21 protein-coding genes and 1 tRNA gene are annotated in these 23,591 nt (G+C 57.8%); 9 read left to right on the top strand and 13 right to left on the bottom strand.

Features of this window, described 5'->3' with window-relative positions; translation table 11 throughout:
- Positions 1 to 331 precede the first annotated feature (331 nt).
- The 4 genes from BN1135_RS14050 (at position 332) to BN1135_RS14040 (ending at position 3,024) form a co-directional block, all read left to right on the top strand.
- Positions 332 to 1,132 (top strand): transporter substrate-binding domain-containing protein, encoded by an 801-nt coding sequence (locus BN1135_RS14050; RefSeq protein ID WP_005334079.1) that lies wholly within the window; start codon positions 332 to 334, stop codon positions 1,130 to 1,132.
- 99 nt (positions 1,133 to 1,231) lie between these two features.
- On the top strand, positions 1,232 to 2,191 hold the full coding sequence (locus BN1135_RS14045) for an amino acid ABC transporter permease (RefSeq protein WP_042022121.1): 960 nt from the start codon (positions 1,232 to 1,234) through the stop codon (positions 2,189 to 2,191).
- Positions 2,175 to 2,297: a hypothetical protein gene (locus BN1135_RS22565; protein WP_263053673.1), complete on the top strand. Its 123-nt coding sequence runs from the start codon at positions 2,175 to 2,177 to the stop codon at positions 2,295 to 2,297. The genes BN1135_RS14045 and BN1135_RS22565 overlap by 17 nt, the downstream gene beginning before the upstream one ends.
- On the top strand, positions 2,281 to 3,024 hold the full coding sequence (locus BN1135_RS14040; protein WP_042022120.1) for an amino acid ABC transporter ATP-binding protein: 744 nt from the start codon (positions 2,281 to 2,283) through the stop codon (positions 3,022 to 3,024). Before BN1135_RS22565 ends, BN1135_RS14040 begins: the two co-directional genes overlap by 17 nt.
- A gap of 111 nt (positions 3,025 to 3,135) precedes the next feature.
- Here the strand turns inward: BN1135_RS14040 and BN1135_RS14035 are convergent, their stop codons facing one another.
- Complete coding sequence (locus BN1135_RS14035) at positions 3,136 to 3,927, bottom strand: substrate-binding periplasmic protein (protein WP_042022118.1); 792 nt, start codon at positions 3,925 to 3,927, stop codon at positions 3,136 to 3,138.
- Positions 3,928 to 4,130: 203 nt separating this feature from the next.
- Between BN1135_RS14035 and BN1135_RS14030 the strand changes: the two genes are divergently transcribed.
- Positions 4,131 to 4,970, top strand: a complete 840-nt coding sequence (locus BN1135_RS14030; protein ID WP_042022116.1) for a sterol desaturase family protein — start codon at positions 4,131 to 4,133, stop codon at positions 4,968 to 4,970.
- Positions 4,971 to 5,081: 111 nt separating this feature from the next.
- Here the strand turns inward: BN1135_RS14030 and BN1135_RS14025 are convergent, their stop codons facing one another.
- The 9 genes from BN1135_RS14025 to tadA all read right to left on the bottom strand — a co-directional run bounded on the left by BN1135_RS14025 (position 5,082) and on the right by tadA (position 16,211).
- The gene (locus BN1135_RS14025; protein ID WP_042022114.1) at positions 5,082 to 6,497 is read right to left on the bottom strand and encodes a basic amino acid/polyamine antiporter; all 1,416 of its coding nucleotides are present in this window, start codon (positions 6,495 to 6,497) and stop codon (positions 5,082 to 5,084) included.
- A gap of 9 nt (positions 6,498 to 6,506) precedes the next feature.
- Complete coding sequence (locus BN1135_RS14020; protein WP_042022112.1) at positions 6,507 to 7,409, bottom strand: homocysteine S-methyltransferase family protein; 903 nt, start codon at positions 7,407 to 7,409, stop codon at positions 6,507 to 6,509.
- 294 nt (positions 7,410 to 7,703) lie between these two features.
- Positions 7,704 to 8,246, bottom strand: a complete 543-nt coding sequence (locus tag BN1135_RS14015) for a hypothetical protein (RefSeq protein WP_042022110.1) — start codon at positions 8,244 to 8,246, stop codon at positions 7,704 to 7,706.
- Positions 8,247 to 8,264: 18 nt separating this feature from the next.
- Positions 8,265 to 9,584: a polyamine export protein PaeA gene (locus BN1135_RS14010; RefSeq protein WP_042022106.1), complete on the bottom strand. Its 1,320-nt coding sequence runs from the start codon at positions 9,582 to 9,584 to the stop codon at positions 8,265 to 8,267.
- A 191-nt stretch (positions 9,585 to 9,775) separates the two neighbouring features.
- Complete coding sequence (gene phoU, locus BN1135_RS14005; protein ID WP_042022103.1) at positions 9,776 to 10,486, bottom strand: phosphate signaling complex protein PhoU; 711 nt, start codon at positions 10,484 to 10,486, stop codon at positions 9,776 to 9,778.
- Positions 10,487 to 10,591: 105 nt separating this feature from the next.
- Positions 10,592 to 11,410: a phosphate ABC transporter ATP-binding protein PstB gene (gene pstB, locus BN1135_RS14000; RefSeq protein WP_042022101.1), complete on the bottom strand. Its 819-nt coding sequence runs from the start codon at positions 11,408 to 11,410 to the stop codon at positions 10,592 to 10,594.
- A gap of 132 nt (positions 11,411 to 11,542) precedes the next feature.
- A complete protein-coding gene (gene pstA, locus BN1135_RS13995; protein ID WP_042022099.1) occupies positions 11,543 to 13,192 on the bottom strand; it encodes a phosphate ABC transporter permease PstA in 1,650 nt (549 codons plus the stop codon).
- 32 nt (positions 13,193 to 13,224) lie between these two features.
- Positions 13,225 to 15,462 (bottom strand): ABC transporter permease subunit, encoded by a 2,238-nt coding sequence (locus BN1135_RS13990; protein ID WP_042022097.1) that lies wholly within the window; start codon positions 15,460 to 15,462, stop codon positions 13,225 to 13,227.
- A 203-nt stretch (positions 15,463 to 15,665) separates the two neighbouring features.
- Positions 15,666 to 16,211 (bottom strand): tRNA adenosine(34) deaminase TadA, encoded by a 546-nt coding sequence (gene tadA / locus BN1135_RS13985; protein WP_042022095.1) that lies wholly within the window; start codon positions 16,209 to 16,211, stop codon positions 15,666 to 15,668.
- A 243-nt stretch (positions 16,212 to 16,454) separates the two neighbouring features.
- Between tadA and BN1135_RS13980 the strand changes: the two genes are divergently transcribed.
- The 4 genes from BN1135_RS13980 (at position 16,455) to aceA (ending at position 20,578) form a co-directional block, all read left to right on the top strand.
- Positions 16,455 to 16,531 (top strand) — tRNA-Pro (locus tag BN1135_RS13980).
- 223 nt (positions 16,532 to 16,754) lie between these two features.
- Entirely contained in the window at positions 16,755 to 16,895 is a 141-nt protein-coding gene (locus BN1135_RS22190; RefSeq protein ID WP_162850117.1) for a hypothetical protein, read from the top strand.
- Positions 16,896 to 17,583: 688 nt separating this feature from the next.
- On the top strand, positions 17,584 to 19,191 hold the full coding sequence (aceB, locus tag BN1135_RS13975) for a malate synthase A (RefSeq protein WP_042022092.1): 1,608 nt from the start codon (positions 17,584 to 17,586) through the stop codon (positions 19,189 to 19,191).
- Between the two features lie 73 nt (positions 19,192 to 19,264).
- Positions 19,265 to 20,578 carry an isocitrate lyase gene (gene aceA / locus BN1135_RS13970; protein WP_042022090.1) on the top strand — a complete coding sequence of 438 codons (1,314 nt, stop codon included), beginning with the start codon at positions 19,265 to 19,267 and terminating at the stop codon, positions 20,576 to 20,578.
- Positions 20,579 to 20,826: 248 nt separating this feature from the next.
- Here the strand turns inward: aceA and hda are convergent, their stop codons facing one another.
- The 3 genes from hda to upp form a co-directional block, all read right to left on the bottom strand.
- Entirely contained in the window at positions 20,827 to 21,528 is a 702-nt protein-coding gene (hda, locus tag BN1135_RS13965) for a DnaA inactivator Hda (RefSeq protein ID WP_042022088.1), read from the bottom strand.
- Positions 21,529 to 21,630: 102 nt separating this feature from the next.
- Positions 21,631 to 22,650 (bottom strand): DUF2066 domain-containing protein, encoded by a 1,020-nt coding sequence (locus BN1135_RS13960; RefSeq protein ID WP_042022086.1) that lies wholly within the window; start codon positions 22,648 to 22,650, stop codon positions 21,631 to 21,633.
- 150 nt (positions 22,651 to 22,800) lie between these two features.
- Positions 22,801 to 23,427 (bottom strand): uracil phosphoribosyltransferase, encoded by a 627-nt coding sequence (gene upp / locus BN1135_RS13955; protein WP_005320172.1) that lies wholly within the window; start codon positions 23,425 to 23,427, stop codon positions 22,801 to 22,803.
- Positions 23,428 to 23,591: the final 164 nt, after the last annotated feature.

Raw genomic sequence — 23,591 nt, 5'->3', positions numbered from 1 at the left:
AGCCACATGCGAGCCCCTCGCTGTGTAACAAAATGTCTTAAGCATAATTTGGGCTTGAACCCACCCCATTAGATAGATATGTTGTTTTCGTGTGATTTTATGAATGAAGCCATGGGCAATAAATGTCTCTAACCTGTTGAGTCTTCTGACACAATCTGTTTTTGGTACATTTTTCACTCAACCACTATTCATAGCATCTCATATGGGGCTTTTGTCCCGCTCAAGACATTCATCCTGTCTTGCCTGTTGCCGGATGCAGCAGTCTCTTGTGCCACGGAGTCGCACGGGATCAGGTTCAAGGCCGAACACACCAACGACAGAGACGTCACTTATGATCAAAAAACTGATTCTTTCTACCCTGCTGTTTTGCGGGATCGCCACGGCGGCCCCGACCCCGGCTCCCACTTCCACCCTGGATGCAGTGCTCGAACGCGGCGTGCTGCGGGTCGGCTTCGATGCGGGCTATCAACCCTTCGAGATGACCAACAAGCAGGGCCAATACATCGGCTTTGACGTGGATCTCGCCAAGATGGTCGCCAAAGAGATGGGCGTGAAGGTCGAGTTCGTCAACACCGCCTGGGACGGCATCATTCCGGCGCTCTTGACCAACAAGTTCGACGTCATCATGGGCGGCATGACCGTTACCCCCCAGCGCAACCTGCGGGTCAACTTTGCCGACCCTTACATCGTGGTCGGCCAGACCATAGTGCTGCGCAAAGAGAAGGCGGGCGAAATCAAATCGTTCACCGACCTCAACGATCCCAAGTACAAGATCGCGGTCAAGCTCGGCACCACCGGCGAGCAGGCGGTCAAGCGCCTGATCCCCAAAGCCACCCTGCTGCAGTTTGAAACCCAGGATGACGCCAAGCTGGAAGTGATCAACGGCAAGGTCGATGCCTTCGTCTATGACCTGCCCTACAACGCCATCTTCGCCTCCCAGAATCAGGGCGCCGTGGTGCACCTCGACAAGCCGTTCACCTTCGAGCCGCTGGCCTGGGCCATCCGCAAAGGGGATCAGGACACCCTCAACTGGTTCAACAACTACCTGCGCCAGATCAAGGGCGATGGCAGCTACGACCGTCTCTACAAGAAGTGGTTCGAATCCAACGCTTGGCTGAACCAGCTCAAATAACCTCCGGGGGGCGGCATATGCCGCCCCTGCACCACGCAGCTCCCCACACAATAACGAGAAGAGGTTGTGACTGTGCACACACCCAAACCGACAAGACAGATGGAAAAACAGCCCAATCAGCTGCTCTGGCATGGGGTCTTCCTGCTGATGCTGCTGGTTGCCGTATTCGGCATCTACAAGGCTGTCCAGTCCGTGGATTACACCTGGCGCTGGGAACGCATTCCCCAATACATCGCCTATCAGGCGGAGCAGAATAATCTGGCCGAATTTGACGGCACCGTGATTGCAGGCACCAGCGAGGCTGAGAAGGGCAAGCTGTTCCTGCAAGACGATCTCGACCCCAATGTGCGGCAAGCCATCGCCAGTACCGGCGTACAAGTCGCCGAAGGGGATACCATCTTTCGGGGCGACACCCTCGACACCCAGTTGAGCTGGACCGCTGGCCCCATCGCCTGGGGCGTCTGGGTCACCGTCAAGCTCTCGCTGGTGGCGGGCATCTTCGCCATCCTGCTCGGCACTCTGGCCGGGCTGGCGCGCCTCTCCCCCAACCCCGCCCTGCGCAATCTGGCGGTCACCTATGTGGAGCTGATCCGCGGCACGCCGCTACTGGTGCAGATCTTCATCGTCTACTTCTTTATCGGCACAGTGCTGAACCTCGATCGCTTCACCGCCGGGGTCGCCGCGCTGGCGGTCTTTACCGGCGCCTATGTGGCGGAGATCGTCCGCGCCGGTATCAGCTCCATCCACAAGGGGCAGATGGAGGCAGGTCGCAGCCTGGGTATGACCTCGGCCCAGACCATGCGCTACGTCATTCTGCCGCAGGCGTTCAAGCGGGTGCTGCCGCCGCTAGCAGGGCAATTCATCAACCTGATCAAGGACTCCTCGCTGGTCTCGGTCATCTCCATCACCGATCTCACCAAGGCGGGGCGCGAGGTGGTCAGCTCCACCTTCAGCCCGTTCGAAGTGTGGTTTACCGTGGCCCTGCTCTATCTGGTGCTCACCGGCACCCTCTCTTTCCTGGTACGCCGTCTGGAGGTGAAATATGCGCGCAGCAACTGATCCCATTATCAAGGCTCAACAGAAGTCGAGCAGTGCTGCCATCACCGGCACGCCCCGCGCCTTCCCGGTTCGTTTTCTGGAGGCGAAATATGCGTACAGCAACTGATCCAATCATCAAAGCGACCGGAGTAGAGAAGTTCTACGGCACCGAGGTGCACGCCCTGAAAAACGTCAGTACCGAGGTGGCCGAAGGGGAAGTGGTGGTGATCGTCGGCCCCAGCGGCTCGGGCAAATCGACCTTCCTGCGCACCCTCAACCAGCTGGAGACCATCAACGACGGCAACATAGTAGTGGACGGCATCTGCCTGACCGAACCGGGCGACGTCAACAAGCTGCGGGAAGAGGTGGGCATGGTGTTTCAGTCCTTCAACCTCTTCCCACACCTCAATGTGCTGGACAACATCAGTCTCGCGCCGCAAAAGGTGCGCGGCCTGTCGCGCCGTGACGCCGAAGACCGGGCCAAGGCGTTGCTGCTGAAAGTAGGGTTATCGGTGAAAGCGGCCAGCTATCCTTCCCAGCTATCCGGCGGTCAGCAGCAGCGGGTGGCCATCGCCCGGGCGCTCGCCATGCAGCCGCGCATCATGCTGTTTGACGAGCCGACCAGTGCGCTCGACCCCGAGATGGTGGGGGAGGTGCTGGATGTGATGAAAGGGCTGGCCCGCGAGGGGATGACCATGGTGGTGGTGACCCACGAGATGGGCTTTGCCCGCGAGGTGGCGGATCGGGTGCTCTTTATGGAGAGTGGCGAACTGCTGGTGGATGAGAAGCCTGCCGACTTCTTCGACAATCCCCCCTCCCCGCGCCTGCGCCAGTTTCTGAGTCAGGTGCTGTAGCAAACACGCTCTACTGGATAAACGAAGAGGGACCGCATGGTCCCTCTTCTTGTTGCCCTTCACGCTGGAGCAGACTCAACCCAGCTGAACCCGAGTCCCCATCTCATTGGCTCAGCGCGGGGACTTTCCCAAGTAGCGCTCCACGATCACTTTCACCCCGTCACGTTTCTTGAGCTGATAGAGCTCCTTGTCAAACTGTTCGATAAAGGCCTGTTTGTAGGGGTACTCCCCCTTGCGGCTATAGCCGAGAAACCCCTGCTCCTTGCTGAGCACCGGCCCCTGTTTGAGCAGTGACATATCGGCCACCGCCAGTTGATCCCCCTTGATCATGTTAAGCAGTTCATAGAGCAGGGAGAGGCGGTCATTGACGGTGCAATCGACTCGGCCACGGACAATCTTGAGCAGATTCTCCCGATTGCTTTTCACCTCCTCCACATCGATCTGCTTCTCCTTCACCGCCTGCCAGAAGGCATCGCCACCAATGGCAAATCCGGCATTCATGCCAAAGCGCAAACCGTGATAGTCGAGCGGAAACCTGGCCTGCGGGGTATTGGCAGCCACACTGGCACCGCACATCACCACCAGCTCTTCATCCAGCATCGGCTGGGAGTAGGGCCAGATATAGGGGCGGGCATCGGGCAGGTAGTAGGGTGGAAAAATGGCAAAGGCGGCCCCCTGTTCCACCATGCTCAGGCCCCGCCGCCACGGCATGGGTTTGAGCACCACCTCATAATCACTCATGGGGGCGGTCACCTCGCGGATGATGTCGGCATAAATGCCTTTCACATCATCCCCTTCCTGCCAGGAGTAGGGGGGATAGGCAGAATCCGCCAGGATCTCGACCCGGGTCTTGGCGTGAATGCCGGTACAAAATACCAGCAATAAACAAATCCATAAGCGCATAAGCCCGATACTCCTGCAACACAGCCTGCATCAAGCATAGCCAGCCCATGTCATTTCCTGAGCACCCGTTGCAACTTTCAGTCACAGCGACCCCGCCAGCCGGCGCCCCGACATGTACCAGCACCCGCGCCGATAAAATGTTAATGAAATATTAAAACCATCCTTTATGCTGGAGAGCAATTGCTCTGAATGGATGGCCGCTTATGGATGTGCAACTGCTCCTGCTCTACCTCTCCCCGATTTTTCTGGCCTTTATCGGCTGGGAGATGCTCTACCTGCGCAAACATGGCGCCACCTTTCCCACCGCCACTTATCAGTGGCGGGATCTGTTCGCCAACGCCACGCTGGCCCTGATGCATCAGGGGGGCGATGCGCTGGCGGCCATCGCCATCGTTTATCTGTATGACACCCTCTGGGGCTGGCGGCTGTTCGATATCGAGCTCACCTTCTGGAGCGTGCTACTGCTGTTCCTGCTGCAGGATCTCTGCTACTGGCTGTTCCACTTCACTAGCCACCATGTGCGCTGGTTGTGGGCCTCCCACGTGGTGCATCACAGCTCGGAGCGGCTCAATCTCTCCACCGCCTTTCGCCAGAGCCTGATGTATCCGGTCTCCGGCATGTGGCTGTTCTGGATCCCGATGATTGTCATCGGCTTCCCGCCAGAAGCGGTGGTCGCCACCGTGCTACTCAGCCTGGGCTTTCAGTTCTTCGTCCACACCCAGGTGGTGGGCAAGCTTGGCCGGCTTGAGTGGATCTTCAACACCCCCTCCCACCATAGGGTGCACCACGCCAGCAACGCCAAGTACATAGACCGCAACTTCGCCGGGGTGCTGATCATCTGGGATCGGCTGTTTGGCACCTTTGTCGAGGAAGATCCGGCCGAACCGTGCCGCTTTGGCATCACCAAACCGATCCACAGCTTCAACCCCCTCACCCTCACCTTCCACGAGTGGCGTGACATGCTGCGCGACGCCCGTGGCCTGCCGTGGCGACAAAAACTCGCCGTGCTGTTTGGCAAACCGGCCGGGCCTGCCAGCCGCTAGGCCTTCGCCCCGAATAGCATCTCCCGGATAACAAGCCCCTGATAACCAGTCCTGATAACAAAGAGAGCGCCACTGTGGCGCTCTCTTTTATGGTCAGTCACATCTTCGATGTCAGAGATGGGCGAACGACCAGACGGCGGGGATCAGGCTCAGCAAGGTCACTCCGGCCAGCCATCGCTCGCGGCCGCTCAGGCGCAGATCTGCCCCCAGCTGACGACGGCTGTAGAGAAACAGCAGCAGGCCCGGCCCGTAGAGCAGCAAGGAGAGCAGCAGATACTCCACCCCGGCTGCATAGAGCAGCCAGAAGCCGTAACCGCTCGACACCAGCGCCACCGCCCGCATCAGGCTCCGGCCCTGCCCACACTCCCCCTTCCTGCTGAAAGAGAGTTTGAGCAGAAACAAACCGATCAGCAGGTAGGGCACCAGGATCATCGAGGTGGAGATAAGCAGCAAACTGGTGTAGCCCTTGCCGAGCAGCCACACCAGCAGCAGGCATGTCTGCACCGTCAGACTGGTGAGCCAGAGCGATGCGATAGGCGTCCCGTTGTGGTTCTGACGCCGGAAGATAGCAGGAAATGCGCCATGTCGGGCCGCGCTGAACGGCACCTCGGCCGAGAACAGGGTCCAGCTGACGTAGGAGGCGAGCACCGAGACGATCAGGCCGGAGCTTATCAGCAGCTTACCCCAGGAGCCGGTCATCTGGGCCATCAGCCCCGCCATGGAGGGGTTGGGCAAGGCCGCCAGCTCAGGACGACTCAATATCCCCAGCGCCAACACCGAGATAAGCACATAGAGCAGCAGTGCCAATACCACCCCAAGCACGGTGGCCGTGCCCACATCCCGCCGGTTTCTGGCGCGGGCCGACAGCACCGCCGCCCCCTCGATACCGGTGAAGACCCAGAGAGTGATCAGCATGGTATTGCGCACCTGCTCGGAGACCGGTACCGCCAGGGTGCTGCCCTGTTGATCCGCCGCGAAGGTGACCGGGTCGAACCAGAAGCAGGCGAACAGGATAAACAGCAGTAGCGGCAGGCTCTTGGCCAGAGTCGCCACCAGATTGAACAGCGCCGCCTGCTGCACGCCTCGGGCCACCAGCAGGTGCACCGCCCAGAGGATGCAGGACTCGCCGACAAAAGCCGCCAACGTATTGCCATCACCAAACCAGATCTGTTCGGGGGTATCGACAAAGCTGCCCAGCGCCGCAAAGGCGATCACCAGATAGCCCACCACACCGATGGTGGCGCACAGCCAGTAGCCCCAGGCGGAGAAGAAACCCACCAGATCGCCAAAACCGGCGCGGGCGTAGCTGTAGATGCCGCCGTCAAGATCCGGCCTGAGCCGTGACAGATAGAGAAAACTCATGGCGAGCGCCACTATGCCCACCCCCGTGACACCCCAGCCGATCAGCACGGCACGCGCACCCGCTACCTCGGCCATGTTCTGGGGTAGGCTGAAAATCCCCGCCCCCACCATGGAGCTGAATACCAGCGCGGTGAGGGACCAGAGCCCAATCTTGCTCTCTTTCATGGGTGCTCCTTAACGCAACCGGCTGCTCAGCGCCTGAATATGCTCGGGGCCGATGCCGCAGCAACCGCCGATCAAATTCGCCCCAGCCGCGCGCCAGCGCTCGGCCCAGCCAAGGTAATCCAGCGGCCCCAGATCGGCGCGGATCTCGTCCAGCCCATCGTTGGCGGTGGCCTCTTTGGGTTGTGGCGGGAAGGCGTTGGCATAGGCTCCGAGGCGAATGTCAGCGCGACCCACTGCCTGCAATCGGGCGCGGGCAACCTCGAGGGCCCCTTCGATCACCTCGGGCTGACAGCAGTTGAACAGGATGGCATCAACCCCGACCGCCACCAGCGCGGTAACCGCATCGGCCACCCGCTCGCCGGAACGCAGCGCTGGCTCGCAGCCTGGAGCCTCATCTTCCAGCGTGAAAGAGACCCAGAACGGCTTGCCATCTTCCGGCAGCAGCGCTTTCAGGGCCAGTGGCTCGGCAATGAGGCTCATGGTCTCAGCCAGCCAGATATCCACATGGGGCGAGAGCGCCCGGATAAGCGGCGTGGCCAGCTCACTCACCCTGCCCACCTCGAACAGGTCGGCGCGGTAAGAGCCAAACAGCGGCGGCAGGGAACCCGCCACCTGCACGGTGCCCTTCTGCGCGTCAGCCACCTCACGGGCCAGTTGGCCAGCCAGGGCTGCCAGCCCCTCCCCTTCGGCAAAGAAACGTTCATCGCCGATATGAAATGGCACCAGCGCATAGCTGTTGGTGGTGATGACCCGGGCTCCACTCGCCACATAGGCCTGATGCACTTCGCGCACCGTCTCTGGCGCCTCCATCAAGGCCAGCGCCGACCACTCTGGCTGACGAAACGGAGCCCCCCGCCGTGCCAATTCGCGCCCCATGCCCCCATCCAGCACCCACAATTCCCTGGTTTCCATCTGTCGTGTCTCTTTGTTATGTGCGTTGTTTATTTGCGTGTTTATCTGTTTGTTTTGTTGATCTGCGGTTTCGCGCTGAATCGCTGCAGATCGTCCGGCTTCATCCTGGTGAAGCACCTTTATAATTCAGCCATAAAAACATATGGATGTTTAGATGGCCAAAATAAGATAAAACAAAGCACCATTGGCGGCAATCAGTATCAGCAGAAATCAGCATGCAAACGGCGGGGCAAACGCAGAAATGCAAAAGGCCACCCGAAGGTGGCCTCATCACTATCTTGATCCGCTGGCGGCTTAACGCCCTGCCAGCACTCGCTTGATCTGTTTAACCCAGTCGGAAACCCGACCCTGCTGCGGCAAGCCGCGCCAGATCTGCTCCCACTGGGCAGGGCTGAGCGGACGACCCAGCCTGCGCTGCACACCAGCATAGAGGTAGTCATGGGCCGTCATTGCTGCATGCTCGGAGGTGAGGAATTTGGAGACAGGATCGGTCAACCGCACATCCCGCATGCCGAGCAGCGGATAGTCGTTGTGCACCGCCGCCAGCATGGTCTCGCGCATGGCGGACTCGATGTAACCGCGGGCAAACAGGGCGGTCACTGACTCCAGCGAGCCCTGATCCGGGCCGTGATACTCTTCATCGAACACCGGGCTCGGCTCTGCCATGCCGCTTTGCACCACCGCATCGGGATCCGGCTGCGGCACCACCACAGCAGGCTGGGGGGCAACCGGCTTGGCTGCCACTGTGGCTTTGCGCGGTGCACTCTGGCTACAGGCACCCAGTGCCAGGGCGAGCGCGGCACAGGCAAACACTCGGGAATGAGACTGCATCTTCATGACTCTTATGTCGCTCCTTTACGATTCCTGAGCTGGCTTCTCGGCCACCACCGGCTCAACCCGGGTAACCAGCAGCTGATCAATCTTGTAGCTGTCGATATCCACTACTTCAAACTTGTAACCGGCGTAGGTGACCGAGTCGGTACGCTTGGGGATCTTGCGCAGCATAAACATAATAAAACCGGCGATGGTTTCGTAGTTCTGGCTTTCCGGGAATGCCTCTATGTCGAATGATCTCATCACATCCGAGATCGGGGTCACCCCGTCCACCAGCCAGGAGTTTTCGTCGCGCTGCACAATCTGCTCTTCCACCACGTGGGTCGCCCACTCGCCCATCACGGTACTCATCAGGTCGTTCATGGTGACAATCCCCACCACCAACGCGTACTCGTTCATCACCACGGCAAAGTCGCCACGATGATTCTTGAAATACTCCATCGCCTCATAGAGGTTCAGGGTATCGGGGATGATGATGACGTTCTGCACCAGGTTGCCACCGATGAGATCGATGCTCTGGCCACCGATAACGCGGATCAGCAGCTCTTTGGCGTCGACAAAGCCCTTGATGCTGTCGAGGTTGTGGTCACAGACCAGAAACTTGTTGTGGGGGTGCTCGGCGATCTTCGCCTTGATGCTCTCTTCGCCCTCTTGCAGAGTGAAGTAGATCAGACTCTCGCGGGCCGTCATGGCAGAGGTGACGCCAAGGGACTGCAGCTCGAACACGTTCTCGATCAGCTGGTGCTCCTCGCGCTGGATAACCCCAGCCTCGGCACCGGCATCCATCACCGCATAGATATCGTCGGAGGTGATCTCGTCGTTGCGGATCATGGAGACCCGCAGCAGGCGGAACAGTCCGTTCGCCATGCCGTTGAAGAACCACACCAGCGGCATCAGCAGGGTCACGCACAGCAGCATGGGGCGCACTACCACCACGGCAACCCGCTCCGGCATACTCATGGCAAGGCGTTTGGGCATCAGGTCGGCGATCAGGATAAACAGGCTGGTAACGACGACGAAAGAGACGATCGAGCTTATCTCGGAGAGCCAGGGGCCTTGATAGAAGCGAGCGACAAACAGCTTGATAGCGGGGTTCAGGGCTGACTCACCCAGAATACCGCCCAAAATGGCGACAGTATTGAGGCCAATCTGTACCACGGTAAAAAAGTTGCCCGGCTGGGCTTGCAGCGCCAGCACCTTTTCGGCCTGGCGATTACCTTCGTCCGCCATCACCTGCAACTTGATCTTGCGAGAGGCGGCGAGAGAGATCTCGGAGAGGGAGAAAAACACACTACCGCCAACCAGCAGCATTAAAAAAAACACACTATCGGCAAAACTCATGATGAACCTATTGCTACACCCGTCTTAGCACAAGACGGTAAACTGGGCCTGGGAGACCAGACCGTGAGCCCATCCGGGACCCACACAGGGGCGCTATTCTACCAGAAAACAGCGTATTGGGTGCTTTATCTTACTCTGCGGACAGGTGCAACAAAAAAAGGCGCTTGGCGCGCCTTTTTATTCACTTCAGCTTAGTCCTTACCCAACAGGGCACCCAAGTCATCTCCCTTGGTATGACGCACATCCTTGCCTTTCACGTAGTAAACGATGTATTCGCAGATGTGCTGGCAACGATCGCCGACCCGCTCGATGGCACGTGCCGCCCACAAGACGTTGAGAACCTGAGGGATGGTGCGGGGATCTTCCATCATATAGGTCATCAGTTCACGAATGATCGATTCGTACTCCCGATCAACCTTGTCATCTTCCTTGTAGACCGCCAGCGCCGCATCCAGATCCATGCGAGCGAAAGCATCGAGCACATCGTGCAGCATCTTGATGGTGCGACGGCCCATGTTCTCCAAAGAGACCAAGGGTGGCTGAGGCTTGTTGGCGTTATCGGTCAGCATGCGGGCAATTTTGTCAGCCACATCGCCGATCCGCTCCAGATCTGTGATGGTTTTGATGATCGCCATCACCAGCCGCAGGTCGGAGGCGGTAGGTTGACGCTTGGCGATGATGCGGGTGCACTCCTCGTCGATCGCCACTTCCATCGCATTGACGGCATGGTCTTTGGCTACGATTTTGCGCGCTGCATCGAGATCCTGATCGTGGATGGCGGCGATGGCATCGGTGAGTTGTTGCTCTACCAGTCCTCCCATCACCAACACCTGATTGCGCACATTTTCGAGCTCGGCATTGAACTGACCGGAGATGTGTTTATTGAGGTTCATATTGTCCATACAAATAATCCTTGATGCTCCGATTATGCCTTAGCCGTTGAACTGGCTGGTAATCTGTTTATTGATGCTCATGTTACTGATCCCACTCATTGCGCCACCAGCGGCTTAGCCGTAACGACCAGTGATGTAATCTTCAGTCTTTTTCTTGGCCGGGGTAGTAAAAATGGTGTTGGTATTCGAGTACTCGATAAGCTCGCCCATATACATAAAGGCGGTCTGATCCGACACCCGTGCCGCCTGCTGCATGTTGTGGGTCACGATCACCACGGTGAACTGGCTTTTCAACTCGTTGATCAGCTCCTCGATGGTGAGGGTGGAAATCGGGTCAAGTGCCGAGGTCGGCTCATCAAGTAACAAAACTTCCGGCTCGATGGCGATGGCGCGGGCAATCACCAGACGCTGCTGCTGACCACCAGAAAGACCAAACGCGTTGTCGTGCAGACGATCCTTTACCTCCTCCCACAAGGCTGCGCCGCGCAACGAACGCTCGGCGGCTTCATCCAGCGTACGGCGATCGTTGATCCCTTGCAGGCGCAAGCCATAGACCACGTTCTCATAGATGGACTTGGGAAACGGGTTGGGACGCTGGAACACCATGCCCACCTGACGACGCAGGGCGGAGACATCCACGCTCTTGTCATAGATGTTGTGACCATGCAGTTGAATTTCCCCTTCGATGCGGCAGATATCCACCAGATCATTCATCCGGTTGATACAGCGCAGCAGGGTCGATTTGCCACAACCGGATGGCCCGATAAAGGCGGTTACCTGGCCTTTGGGGATCTTCATGTTGACGTTGAACAGCGCCTGCTTGTTGCCGTAGTACAGGTTGAGATCCTTCACCTCCAGCGCGGTCTGCTGCGGGCTCAGGTTCAGCAAGTCCAGTGCGGTGTGCTGGGTGGCGGTGGTCGTTACGTTGATCATCTGTTACCTCAAATCAGTCTGGGGTGGCTGGCACAGCTCGATGCCAACGACCTGAATACCTACTTGGTAACGATGGCGGCAGGCACATTTGCCGCCAATCGATTACCGCTATATCAATCTGGGGTGGCTGGATTAATGCTCCAGCGACCGGAATTTTTCACGCAGATGGTTACGAATACCGATAGCCGTCAAGTTCAGACCAACGATCACCGTCACCAGCAGGAAGGACGTGGCATACACCAGCGGCCGCGCGGCTTCGACGTTGGGGCTCTGGAATCCGACATCATAGATGTGGAAGCCAAGGTGCATGAACTTGCGCTCCACATGCAGGTACGGGAAGTTGCCATCCATCGGCAGGGTCGGCGCCAGTTTCACCACACCGACCAGCATCAAGGGGGCCACTTCCCCCGCAGCACGGGCAATCGCCAGAATAAGGCCGGTCATGATGGCCGGGCTCGCCATCGGCAACACGATACGCCACAGGGTCTCGGCCTGGGTGGCACCTAGCGCCAGTGACCCCTGACGAATGGTACTGGGAATACGGGACAGTCCCTCTTCCGTGGAGACAATCACCACCGGCAGGGTCAGGATCGCCAGGGTCAGTGCCGACCAGATAACACCGGGTGAACCAAAGGTCGGGCTCGGCAGCGCCTCCGGGTAGAACAGCTGATCCAGTGAACCGCCTAGCGTATAGACAAAGAAACCCAGACCAAACACGCCATAAACGATGGAGGGCACCCCCGCCAGGTTGATCACCGCGATGCGGATAATCTTGGTCAAACTGTTCTTGCCTGCGTACTCGTGCAGGTAGACCGCAGCCACCACTCCCAGCGGCGTGACAATGATCGCCATCAGGATCACCATGAACACGGTGCCGAAGATGGCCGGGAACACGCCCCCCTCGGTATTGGCCTCACGGGGATCGTCAGAGACGAATTTGCCGATCTGGTGGAACCAGTAACCCACTTTGGCTATCAGGTTCATATCGTTGGGCCAGACCACATCCAGCACCTTGGACATCGGCATGGTCACCAGCTCGCCGCGCATATCCTTGACGGTAATCGAGTCGCGGTCGGCTTGGCTGCGCAGAGAGAAGAGCTCCTTCTCGAGCACCTGATAACGGTCGTTCAGCGTCTTTCGCTCGCTGGCCAGTTCGGCTTTGAGCTGCTCGGTCAGCTTGTCATCCAGCTCGGCCTTGCGCTCTTTCAACCGCAGCCGCTCCAACTGATAGTTGATACTGCCAATGTCCCCTTTTTGCAGGTCGTTGGCCTGCTCGGAAAGCGAATTGGCACGGGCCAGCATCCGCAACAATGCAGGATGGAGATCCTCGGTAAACTCGCGCCCATCCTCTTTCACCGAGGCGATGTAACCATAAAAGTTACCATTGGTAGAACGCTCCACCATGGTCAGCTCAGCGGGCTGGCTTTGGGACTTGATGTCGGTCTCCAGCACCCAGCGAAAATCGAGGTCGACGAACTCGCGGTTGCCGGTTTTGACCAGATAGCGGGTCAACACCTCACGCTCTTCCCCTTCCAGCGGCAGACCTGCGGCGCGCAGTCGCTCCACAGGCACCAGCTCGCGATCGTTGATCTCGCCGATCAATACACTTTTATTGCCACTGGCATCTTCAAGTTGCCATTCATAGATGGGGTGAGGCCAGAAGTAGACCAGCCCACGCCAGCCGATTAGCAGTAGCAGACCCAGCACCGCCACCAGACTCAGGCTGACGGCGCCGCCGGTCATCCAGATCCAGGGGGCCCCTGATTTAAACCACTTACCCATTGTCGATTCCTTGTCCATTACAGAGTCGCCCCTTACATCGAGCTGTATTTTTCACGCAACCGCTGACGGACAAACTCGGCCAGGGTGTTGAAGAAAAAGGTGAACACAAACAGGACGAAGGCCGCGAGGAACAGCACCCGATAGTGAGAACTGCCCACTTCCGATTCAGGCATCTCCACCGCGATGTTGGCAGCCAACGTACGCAATCCCTGGAACATGGAGAAGTCCATGATGGGGGTATTGCCGGTCGCCATCAGTACGATCATGGTCTCGCCCACCGCGCGGCCAAGGCCCATCATCACCGCCGAGAAGATACCGGGACTGGCGGTGAGGATCACCACCCGGCTCAAGGTCTGCCACGGGGTCGCACCGAGGGCCAGCGAGCCCTGAGTGAGGTGCTTGGGCACCGAGAAGACCGCATCTTCAGCAATCGAGAAGATGGTGGGGATGACCGCAAAGCCCATGGCGATACCGACCACCAGTGAGTTGCGCTGGTCAAACTTGATGCCCATTTCGTGGGTCAGCCAAATACGCGAATCGCCGTTCATAAAGACATTCTCGATGAGCGGGCTCAAGGCAAAGGCACCCCAACCGATGAACAGCAGCACCGGGATCAGCAAGATAGCGTGCCACCCTTCCGGCAACCATGACTTGCCGCGCTCGGGCAGATAGTGCCAAAGCAACGCAGTCAACAGCATTCCCATCGGCAGCAATATCAGCAACAAGATGACGCCAGGCAAGGCCCCTTCGATGATGGGTGCTAACCACAGCCCGGCCAGGAAGCCGAGAATAACGGTCGGCAGCGCCGCCATGATCTCGACGGTCGGCTTGACGTATTTGCGCAACCCCGCCGACATGAAGTAAGCGGTGTAGATGGCACCGGCAACACCGAGCGGCACCGCAAACACCATGGCGTAGAACGAGGCTTTCAGTGTGCCGAACACCAGCGGCACCAGGCTCAGCTTGGCTTCGAAGTCGTTGCTGGCAGAGGTGGATTGCCACACATATTGCGGCTCCGGATACCCCTCATACCACACCTCTTGCCACAGGGCAGACCAGGTGACCTCGGGGTGATCGTTCTCGACCGCAAACACGGTGAAGGTATTGCCCTGCTGCATCAGCAGCGTGTTGTGACGAGGAGAGATCGCCAACGCAGACAGCTCACCGCCCGCAACCTTTTCACTCAGCAACTTGGTCTCGCCAGTGGCATGGAAGAAGCTGATTGCGCCATCCTTGTCGGCACTGACGAAGCCTTTGCGGTAATGCTCTGGCGTCAGCAGATCCACAGCCCCATCGCCTTTAAAGTCACGGATTTGGGTAAACTGACGTTTGCCATCTTTCGCCACTTCAAACCACTGGGAGATAATGCCATTGTCGTTGCCCACTAGCAGGGAGGAGGCGCCAGAAAGCAGCTCAACCCGGGTCACGTTGGCATTGGGGGCGTTAATCTCCATCACATTACGCAGCGATATTTCGCTGAGATTATGGATGTCATAGACAGAGAGGCGATTGCCTTCGCGCACCAGCAAGATACGAAGGTTCGGGGTCAGCAGCAGCTGATCCACATGGCGCGGCAAAGCCGGAATACTGTAGTTTTGGGAGCTCCACTCCACCTCGCCGGAGAGGAAGTTCTCCTCACCGCTCATCACCGTCATCACGCCACGACCATCTTCGGTCACGGCGGCAGTGGCCATCTTGTCCTTGGTGGCTTCGAACACCAGCTGCTGCAACGGCTTGCCTTGCGGGTCGATCACCACCGGCTCTTCGCCGAAAGGATATTGCAGGCTGGGCTCGATCACCCGAACATCGTTGGGATAAGAGACCTTGAACGCCGGCTGGACAACCTGCGCCTTGCCATCGGCAAAGCCATAGGCGATAAGCTTCTGGCCCGGCGCCGGACTGGTCACTGTGGTGATGTCACCCGTGACCTGGCCATTCCCCAGAGACTGCCCGATCTTGACCTTGCCCTCTCCCTGAAGGGCGAAGAAGTTGACCAGCCCTTTATCGCTGAAGCGATAGCCGATCTCGTTCTGCTCCTCCATTCCGAGCCAGGCAGTCTTGCCTGCAACGGGCAGCGTAAATGACGCAGTCGGCTCCATGGTGGCGCCATTGAAGATGGGTTTCACCACATAGAGCAGATAGAAGAAGATAAGCAACAGGGCCACCAGTACCAGGGCTCCGCCTGTGGTGACGCCATATTTGGCTAATTTGTCCTTGATCCGGCGTTTTCTACTGCCCGCCATAACCAAATTTAACGATTCCGATGACATGCAAAACCTCAATGTAAGCTAGGCTTGGCGGGATTATATGGCAGTAACATGACAGTTTTGTTACATGAGCGCCTGTTTGAAAGAGGTTATTGCGGGGTACAAAAAGCGGGATTTATCTCAGGAAAGACAAACTTAACTAACTGTTTATATACACATATTTAAAATAGCGATCAGCGGGCAGTGAGCACTGCCCGCTGAGTCATTCAGGAAAGAACATCGTTTGATTGTTGCAGCACCAACTTAGCTGCCTTCTTCTCGGCCCGGCGGCGTTTGAAAAACGCAGAAAGCTGGGCCGAGCAAGCCTCGGCCAGCACCCCGCCAGTCAGCTCGATCCTGTGGTTATGACGCGGATCCTGCAAAATCTCGAACACTGACCCCGCCGCTCCGGTCTTGAGATCTCTGGCGCCATAGACCACCCGCTTGACCCGACTATGGATCAGCGCACCGGCACACATGCAGCAGGGCTCCAGCGTCACATAGAGTACGGTGTCGAGCAGCCGGTAGTTCGTCAGCTGCTTGCCCGCCGCCCGGATCGCCATCACCTCGGCATGGGCACAGGCATCGTGCTCGCTGATGGAGCGGTTCCACCCCTCCCCCACCACCTGTCCATCCAGCACCAACACGGCGCCGACCGGGATCTCGCCGATCCCTTCGGCACGGGCGGCCAATACCATGGCATGGCGCATCCACTGTTCATCCTGTGCTGTGTGACTGAGTATCTCTGTGACCGCTGCTGGTTTCACGCCCATGCCTCTCTATAGATATCGATTCGCTGATCCCTCGCCCATGCCATGCCGTTATCTGAACCGGTACATGACGCCACTATGACAGGACTGCGACGGGTCGGCGATTATGCCAAATCTCCCCTTCAGGCCCAAGCCACATCTTGTCTGCACAATAAAGGAGCAGTTGGCATCTCACTGATAAAAAAGGAGTTGCACCAACAGATTCATATCATTAGACTCCCTTCCGTCAGCTCGAACTGACTCCGTCGGTGTGTAGCGCAGCCAGGTAGCGCATCTGCATGGGGTGTAGAGGGTCGGAGGTTCGAATCCTCTCACACCGACCATTTTCCCCGAGAATAGCCCAGTCAAACGACTGGGCTATTTTTTTGCCTCCGATTTATCCTCCTGACGATGCCTGCTCACCAAGCACAAAAAACAGCCAGAACCACTTGAATCTTTTTGACGAACTCATTAAGATGCGCACCTTTCCGCCGGTAGACAAAACAGGGAGGTGGAAACACCAGTGAAGGGATCACTGTCCGGCTTGCGTTCAACACAGGACCAGGCATGAACCAGACCACCGATTTCACACCCGCCATTCCGCTCTATTCCGTTCCTCACGACACCCCTTGCAACACCGAAAACGACGATGAACGAGTCATCCAGCTGGATGTGATCGACTTGGCTGAGCCGGATGATGACTATTGAGCCCGGCCTGGTGGCGACGCAATCATCCACCACCCCCTCTGTTTAACGTCTCTTTTTCCACCACTTGGCGACGACGTAGCAAAAAACGACAAACTGCTAATTCTATCAAGGATGGCAGTATTATTGACTGACATTCATCCCCCTCACCTCCCTGCCATTACCCCCGACAACTGATACAAACCTACGTTATTGCGCTTCACTTTCCATCGCTGCAACAGCTGGAGCCAACAGAGCCCACCCCGCCTATGCAAGTTTAAAACAGTCGTTCACTCGCCAGTATCAGTAAAGGTAGAACCCTAAATGGCATATTCAAACACGCTTTATACGGCTGTTTTGGCAAAGCCTGGAGTAAGGTCGGGATTTGTTTTTGCATTTGTAATTTTATTACGTAATAAGTTACAAAATGAGAGGCGGGGTAACGGCCCAAATTAGCCGTTGTCCGATGGGAAAAAGCAGGAGCATAACCATCTGCGTAGAGCTTTTATACCAATCCAATAAAACAATAAAAAACATAAACTTAACCATAGCGAGAAAACGGGTGTTTAAAAAAAACTGTTGACGTAATCAACAATATTTCGCACCTTATCAATCGTGTTATCCCGCTGTTACGGGAAGTTTGCAAGAACAGGGATTCGACTTTAGTCGTAGTTAGTTAGTTCAAAATGTAATTCTCAAAGGAGTGAACCTTATGTCGGCACCGGCTCAGACCCACTGCAGCGCCCGCCTTCGCATCCAGGGCGAGATGCTGCCCGAATACGCGCAAATTCTGACGCCGGACGCGGTGGCTCTGGTCTCCGAACTGGTGGAACGTTTTGCTCCCCAAAGAGGGGAATTGCTGAAACAACGTGTGGCACGTCAAGCCCGTATCGATGGCGGCGAGCTGCCTGACTTCCTGCCGGAAACCGCCCACATCCGTGAAGGTGACTGGACCATTCGTGGCATTCCCGCCGACCTGCAAGACCGCCGAGTGGAGATCACCGGCCCGGTCGAGCGCAAGATGGTGATCAACGCCCTCAACGCCAACGTCAAGGTGTTCATGGCGGACTTCGAGGATTCACTGGCCCCCGCCTGGAATAAAGTGATCGAGGGTCAAATCAACCTGCGTGATGCGGTCAACGGCACCGTCTCCTACACCAGTCCGGAAGGAAAGGCTTATACCCTCAACCCCAATCCGGCTGTGCTTATCTGCAGGGTGCGCGGTCTGCACCTGCCGGAAAAACATGTCACCTTTGATGGCCAGCCGATCCCCGGTGGCCTGTTCGATTTTGCCCTCTATTTCCTGCACAACTATCAGGCGCTGCTGGCCAAAGGCTCGGGCCCCTACTTCTACGTGCCCAAGTTGCAGAGCAATCTGGAAGGGCGCTGGTGGAGCGAGGTGTTTGCCTGGACTGAGGACAAGTTCGGTCTGCCCCGTGGCACCATCAAGGCCACCGTGCTGATTGAAACCCTGCCGGCAGTGTTCGAGATGGATGAGCTGCTCTACCAGATGAAGGATCACATCGTCGCCCTCAACTGCGGCCGCTGGGACTACATCTTCAGCTACATCAAGACTTTGAAGAACCATCCGGATCGGGTACTGCCTGATCGCCAGGTGGTGACCATGGACAAACCGTTCCTCTCCGCCTACTCGCGGCTGCTGATCAAGACCTGTCACAAGCGCGGGGCGCTGGCAATGGGTGGCATGGCCGCCTTTATTCCGGCCAAGGATGCCGCCGTCAACGAGCAGGTGTTTGCCAAGGTCAAAGCCGACAAGGAGCGCGAAGCCAACAACGGCCACGATGGTACCTGGGTCGCCCACCCCGGCCTCGCCGATACCGCGATGGCAGTGTTCAACGCCACCATTGCTGCTGGCGCCAAGAACCAGATCGGTGTATTGCGCGAGCAGGATGCCCCCATCACAGCCGCCGACCTGCTGGCCCCCTGTGAGGGTGAGCGCACCGAGGCGGGGATGCGCACCAATATCCGCGTTGCTCTGCAATATCTGGAGGCCTGGATCAACGGCAACGGCTGCGTGCCCATCTACGGTCTGATGGAAGATGCCGCCACCGCCGAGATCTCCCGCACCTCCATCTGGCAGTGGATCCGCCATGGCAAGAGCCTCGCCAACGGCAAGGTGGTGACCAAGGAGCTATTCCGCCAATTGCTGGCCGAGGAGCAGGAGGTGGTCAAAGCCGAAGTAGGGACCGAGCGCTGGCAGGCAGGACGCTTTGCCGAGGCAAGCGAGCTGATGGAGCAGATCACTTGCGCCGACACCCTGATCGATTTTCTGACGCTGCCCGGTTACGAGCGGCTCTGAATCACGGGCCCCGGGCGGGGCTCGCCAATAACAAGTCAATGGAAACGTGAAATCAATGAAAGAGGGAACTGATATGGCACTGACCCGTGAACAACAGATCCAGGCTATCGAGAAAGACTGGGCAGAAAACCCCCGCTGGAAAGGGATCAAGCGCGGCTACAGCGCCGAAGACGTGGTAAACCTGCGTGGCAGCTTGCAGCCTGCACATACCCTGGCCCAACGTGGCGCCGACAAACTGTGGGAGCTGATCCACGGCAGCGCCAAGAAAGGCTACGTCAACTGTCTCGGCGCCCTGACTGGCGGCCAGGCGGTACAGCAGGCCAAAGCGGGCATAGAGGCGATCTACCTCTCAGGCTGGCAAGTGGCGGCGGACAACAACTTGTCTTCCACCATGTACCCGGATCAGTCCCTCTACCCGGCAAACTCGGTACCGTCTGTAGTTGATCGCATCAACAACTCCTTCGCCCGTGCCGATCAGATCCAGTGGGCCAACAAGGTCGGCCCGCAAGATGCTGGCTTTATCGACTACTTCCTGCCGATCGTGGCGGATGCCGAAGCCGGTTTCGGCGGCGTGCTGAACGCCTTTGAACTGATGAAGGGGATGATTGAAGCCGGTGCCGCTGGCGTGCACTTCGAAGATCAGCTCGCGTCCGTCAAGAAGTGCGGCCATATGGGCGGCAAGGTGCTGGTGCCGACCCAGGAAGCGGTACAAAAGCTGGTCGCCGCCCGTCTGGCAGCCGATGTGTGCGGCACCACCACTCTGGTGATCGCCCGTACCGATGCTAACGCCGCGGATCTACTGACCACCGACGCCGACCCTTATGATGCTGGCTTCCTGACCGGTGAGCGCACCGCAGAAGGCTTCTACAAGGTGCAGGCAGGCATCGAGCAAGCTATCTCCCGTGGTCTGGCTTACGCCCCCTACGCCGACATGGTGTGGTGCGAAACCGCCAAGCCGGATCTGGACGAAGCGCGCAAGTTTGCCGAAGCGATCAAGGCGCAGTACCCGGACACCATCCTGGCCTATAACTGTTCACCCAGCTTCAACTGGAAAAAGAATCTGGACGATGCCACCATCGCCCGCTTCCAGCAGGAACTGTCCGACATGGGTTACAAGTACCAGTTCATTACCCTGGCGGGTATCCACAACATGTGGTTCCACATGTACGAGCTGGCTTATCAGTACGCCCGTGGCGAAGGGATGAAGCACTACGTCGAAATGGTGCAGGAGCCGGAGTTTGCTGCCGCCAGCCGTGGCTACACCTTCGTGGCGCACCAGCAGGAGGTCGGTACCGGGTACTTCGACAAGGTGACCACCGTCATTCAGGGTGGCCAATCCTCGGTCACCGCATTGACCGGCTCCACCGAAGAAGATCAGTTCCACTGATAGGCAGAACTCTTTGAGAAAGTCCTTGAAATAGCAAAACCCCGGCCTGAAGCCGGGGTTTCTTTTTGAAAGGCCTTTCTCCCGAGGGGAGAGGGAACAAAGCCTTAGAACCTGTTCACGGTCTGTGACGAGCGGTCGTCAGCAAGGTGAAGAGCAGCGCAGGAACCGGAGTGTGTAAACACACATGAGGATTCCGAGCAGCACATGAGCCTTGATCACGGCCTCGCAGTAAGAGCGTGAACCGGTTCTCAGAGCTCGAGGATCTCTTTGACAAAGGGGATGGTCAGCTTGCGCTTGGCGCGAAATGAGGCGTTGTCGAGCTGATTGAGGGTGGTGAGCAGGGTGCGCATGTCGCGGGAAAGTCGGTTGAGCAGGAAACGACCCACATCAATCGGCAGTTTGAAGCCCCGCAGCTCGGCACGCAGTTGCAGGGCACTGAGCTTGCCTTCATCATCCAGTTCGTCGAGATGAAAGCTTACCCCCCAGTCGAGACGGGAGGCGAGATCCGGCAACTGTAACCCCAGCTTGCGCGGTGCACTGCAGCCAGTGACCACCAGCGTCCCCTCGCCCTTCTCCTGCCAGCGATTGTAGAAGTCGAACAGCGCTCGCTCCCACACCGCATTACCGGCGATCGCTTCGAGGCTGTCGAGACAGACCAGCGGCAGGCTTTCGAGGGCATCGAGCATGCTGGGATCAAGCTGTTCAAACTGATCGAGGGAGAGATAGGCCGCCGCCGCATCGCGGGCGTTGACCTCGGCACAGGTGGCGTGGAGCAGATGAGAGCGTCCGGATCCCTTGGCTCCCCAGAAATAGAGGAAAGGCGATCCCTGACCGATGGCCGCGTTCTTGAGGGCGGTGATCAGATGAGCATTGTTGCCGGGATAAAAACTGACGAAGGTTTCATCATCCGGTAGTTGTACGGCTAAAGACAGTTGGGCCGGTTGCTTCACTCGTTAGGCTTTGACTGTGACATTTGTGGCTAAGTGTATCATCGCAAAGGCAGATAGAGAACCGCCCGGACAAGCCGGGCGGTATGGAAAAGCCTTATAAAATCAGGGCTGCGACCATTGGTAACGCAAACCGCTGCCATTATCGTCAACCTTGCGCAGTCGGCTCTCGAGTTGCAACGCTCGCCCCAGCTCTGCCGGATCTCCTTGCAGGGTGAAGTTGAAGGTCACCTGATCCCCCTCCAGCTGGCCGATCGCCACCTTGCTGACGCTGGCCATTCCCTGCAGCATTTTCTGCACGGCGATCATGCTGTCCACCTCTGAGAGCCCGTCCACCACCAGGGTCTGACTGGTTGCCGGACCCGAGATACGGGCACCGTAGTTTTTCACCAGCCAGGCCGCTAACGTGTCGGCAAACCCTTGTGCCACCTCGGCCTGAGTGCCACTGCTGTTACCACGGGTCAGCTCGGCCACTTCGCCAGCTGCTTTGGCCCCGTAGAGTCCCCAGTCGATGCTCCACTTGTCACCTTCCGGTGTCAGCTTGCCCAGCACCACCATCTCGGCGCCATAGCGCTGGCTCGCCTGCAGAATCGGATCGGCAAAACGGCCCCACACATCGGTGGTGCTGACCGCCATGTTGTCGTCAAGATCCATCAGCGGAATACTGATGGGCAGCCCCAACATCTGGGCCTGCTCACGCAAGGCTTGCGCCCAGCCGTCGCTCGACTGATCCGCCAGCAGGCTACGTTCGCCCTGATCCATCACCAACCAAATCGCCATCTGGGGCCGCGCCGGACCCAGCAGGGCAAACTGGCTCTCGGAGACCAGACTGTTGACCTTGTCACTGTTGAACTCGGCTTTCAGATACTTGACCGCGTCCAGATCCTGATAGCCATAGCTCTTTACATAGTCACCCGGCGCAGCCAACGCCTTGACAACCACCGGCTGGGTGAGGATATCCCGTTTACCGGTCACCTTGATCAATACCTGCCCCAGCGCCTGAGACTGAGCAGTAGCCATGTCGCCGCTGGTCGGTGCCTTGCCCTGATAAAGGTCGGCGACCTGAGCGGCCGAGGCCATGAATGACAAGCCGCAACAGAGGGCGGTCACAACACGTTTGAACATCAACAGAGTCTCGAAATGGGGGCGTGTGCTTATGGTAGCGGCAAGGCACGTCTTGCGGCAAGGCGGGCACAAGCAGCCACAAACAACAGAGCCGGCACAACGCCGGCTCAGATCACCACTCCCGATGAGGAAGCAGGTTAAAACATCAACTTATTTGGTACCGAAGATCTTGTCGCCGGCATCGCCCAGACCCGGCACTATGTAGCCTTTCTCGTTCAGGCCCTGATCGACAGAAGCACAGTAGAGTTCTACATCGGGGTGAGCCGCTTCCAGCGCCTTGATCCCTTCCGGTGCGGCAACCAGTACCAGCACCTTGATGGATTGGCAGCCTTTCTTCTTCAGCAGATCGATGGTGGCGATCATGGAGCCACCGGTGGCCAGCATCGGATCGATAACCAGTGCCAGACGCTCTTCGATGTTGCTGACGATCTTCTCGAAATAGGGAACCGGTTGCAGGGTCTCTTCATCGCGATAGATACCGACCACGCTGACGCGGGCGCTCGGCATGTGCTCCAGCACGCCATCCATCATGCCCAAACCGGCACGCAGGATCGGCACTACGGTTACCTTCTTGCCCTTGATCTGGTCAACTTCCACTGGCCCGTTCCAGCCGTCGATGGTAACCTTCTCGGTTTCGAAGTCAGAGGTGGCTTCATAGGTCAACAAACTGCCCACTTCTTTGGCCAGTTCACGGAAACGCTTGGTGCTGATATCGCCTTCACGCATTAGCCCGATCTTGTGTTTGACCAGGGGGTGTTTGACTTCAACCACTTTCATTATTGTCTCCTCTAACTCGCCGCAAAAAAATCGCGGAATCATACAATAAAAGCCCGCACTTGTAGAGCCTTTCCGCGCAAAAACGCGCAAACGATTTCCTTTCTGATTTATCACCGCCGCTGGTAGTATATGCCCCGAATTTTACCCTCCACTTCGATACATGA

The organism is Aeromonas sobria, assembly GCF_000820145.1.
Classification (GTDB): domain Bacteria; phylum Pseudomonadota; class Gammaproteobacteria; order Enterobacterales; family Aeromonadaceae; genus Aeromonas; species Aeromonas sobria.
The sequence above is the reverse complement of the archived record's forward strand: the minus strand, read 5'-3'. Positions and strand labels throughout refer to the sequence as shown.